Source organism: Actibacterium sp. (assembly GCF_041584535.1).
Taxonomy (GTDB): Bacteria; Pseudomonadota; Alphaproteobacteria; order Rhodobacterales; family Rhodobacteraceae; genus Actibacterium_D.
Window position 1 is genome coordinate 1 of sequence record NZ_JBFHDW010000361.1, and the last position, 2,287, is coordinate 2,287.

At 59.7% G+C, this 2,287-nt stretch carries 3 protein-coding genes and 1 pseudogene; all 4 read right to left on the reverse strand.

Going from position 1 to position 2,287, the window contains the following annotated elements; all coding sequences use genetic code 11:
- Positions 1–283, reverse strand: a pseudogene (locus ABYW26_RS13570) (citryl-CoA lyase); the annotation flags it as partial.
- A complete protein-coding gene (locus tag ABYW26_RS13575; protein ID WP_028288580.1) occupies positions 283–1,197 on the reverse strand; it encodes an SDR family NAD(P)-dependent oxidoreductase in 915 nt (304 codons plus the stop codon). The pseudogene ABYW26_RS13570 and the gene ABYW26_RS13575, both read right to left, overlap by 1 nt.
- A gap of 12 nt (positions 1,198–1,209) precedes the next feature.
- Entirely contained in the window at positions 1,210–2,169 is a 960-nt protein-coding gene (locus ABYW26_RS13580; protein WP_027264398.1) for a hydroxymethylglutaryl-CoA lyase, read from the reverse strand.
- A gap of 4 nt (positions 2,170–2,173) precedes the next feature.
- Positions 2,174–2,284: a biotin/lipoyl-binding protein gene (locus tag ABYW26_RS13585; RefSeq protein WP_372605446.1), complete on the reverse strand. Its 111-nt coding sequence runs from the start codon at positions 2,282–2,284 to the stop codon at positions 2,174–2,176.
- Between the last annotated feature and the right edge of the window lie 3 nt (positions 2,285–2,287).

The following is a 2,287-nucleotide window of genomic DNA, read 5'->3' on the forward strand; positions in this document are numbered from 1 at the left end:
CAGCCGCCACAGCCGCCTGAAGCGATTCCGGCGCCCCCATATAGGTCATCCGCGCCGCCAGGGCCGAGGGCGTGATACCATGTTCGACCAGGGTAATGACGATGGCGTTGAACACCCGGCTTTCCTCGGGTGTGGCCTTGCGGCCCGTCAGTTGCAGGAACGCCAGATCGCCGAGGTTCATGTGGCCCAGGATCTCGTTGGGCAGGTCGAGGCCACGCACGCTGATCTGGTCAGGGGTGCTCCAGGCAATGCTGGAGCTGATTTTTTCTTTGCGTTTTCCCATCAGACCGGATCCCACGAAAAGACATCCGCCGAAACTTCGAGCGGCGTGAACTGCGATTTGAGCGCGGGAATGGCGCGATCGGCGATTTCATCGGCGGTCCAGCCATCACCGGAATGAACCGACCGCACCGGGCGGGGCTGGTTGAACAGGAAGATCTCGTTCTTGCGAACCGCAAAGATCTGTCCTGACACGTCAGCCGCGCGGTCGCTCATCAGGAAACAGGCCATCGGTGCAACCTTGGCCGGTGTCATCTCCTTGATCTTTTCGACCCGTGCCACCTGTTCCGGGGTGTCTGTCTTGATCGACGAGATCATCCGGCTCCAGGCGAAGGGCGCGATGCAGTTTGACCGCACGTTCCAGCGCTTGAGATCAAGCGCAACAGATTTTGAGAAGGCCGCGATGCCCAGCTTCGCGGCAGAGTAGTTCGCCTGGGCAAAATTGCCGATCAGCCCCGAGGTCGAGGTCATGTGCACGAGCGCGCCGCTTTCCTGTTCGCGGAAATAGTCGGCGGCCGCGCGGCTGGTATTGAAGGCACCATAAAGATGGACCTTCACCACCGCGTCGAAATCCTCATAGGTCATCTTGTGGAAGTAACCGTCGCGCAGAATGCCGGCGTTGTTTACCACCGCGTCGATGCGACCGAATTCCTTGACCCCGGCTTCGATCATCGCGCGCGCGGCATCGGGATCGGTGACAGAGCCGCCATCGGCAATGGCATCGCCCCCAGCGGCCCTGATCTCTTCGACGACTTTCTGCGCCGCAGTTTCTGTCTGACCGGTGCCTTTCAGGGATGCGCCCAGATCATTGACCACCACGGCGGCGCCTTCGGTAGCTGCCATCAAGGCGATATCACGCCCGATCCCACCGCCGGCCCCGGTGACCAGAACGACCTTTCCGTCAAGTGCTTTTGTCATCTTCTTGCTCCCTCAGCGTGACTTGCGGTATTTGTCCAACCCGCCGGTGTGCATGACCCGGCCCATGAGCGGCACACCGATGATCTCTTCTGCTTTGACCGCCGCTGCGATCAGCTTGTCCAGATCAATGCCGGTTTCGATGCCGAGCTCGTGACACAGGAACACTGCATCCTCGGTGCAGACATTTCCTGCGGCGCGCGCGTGGCCGTGGCCCGCGAAAGGACAGCCGCCAAGACCGGCGACGGAGCTTTCGAACATGTCCACGCCCATCGACAGGGCCGCATAAACGTTGGCGATCCCCAGCCCACGTGTGTCATGGATGTGCATACCGATGCGCGCCTCGGGCGCCAATTCGCGCAGGGCGCCGATCATCCGTTTGACCGCCTCGGGGTTTCCCCAACCCATGGTGTCGGCGACCACGAGGATCGGCACGGGGATGTTCTCTTCTTCGCATAGCTGAAGGATAAAGCGGAAATCGTCCAAGATGCGTTCTTGGGGGATGGGGCCCTCGAGGTTGCAGCCGAAAGCGGTCATCACATAGGCCGCGTCGACGGTATATCCCTCTTCCTTGTAAAGACGGACCCAGTCACGTTGTTTTTCCCGCATCTCGGCCGAGGAACAATTGTTGTTCGATTGGGCGAATGCTTCGGAAGGATAGAACAGCAGACGCGGGTCGATATCGACCTCATGCGCGGTCAGGGCCTTGCGAAACCCTTTGTCGTTCAGCCACAGCGATGTGTAGTTCACGCCCGGTTTGCGCTTGATACGCTGGAACAACTCGCCGGTGTCCGCCATCTGAGGAACGTATTTCGGGCTGACAAAGCTGCCGACCTGAATGCGTTTCAAGCCGGTTTCGCTGAGCATGTCGATCAGTTCGATCCGCTCTTCGATCGGGTAAATCTTCTTTTCGATCTGAAAACCCTCACGCGGGCCTTCTTCACGAAATTCTACGAATTTGGGAAAGTCGCTCATTTCATCACTCCTCGGATGGCAGGATCTCGGCGATGACCTGGCCGCGATCGACCATGTCCCCATTCGAGACGGATATATTGCTGGCGATCCCGGCCGCGGCCGCCCGGATCGAGATTTC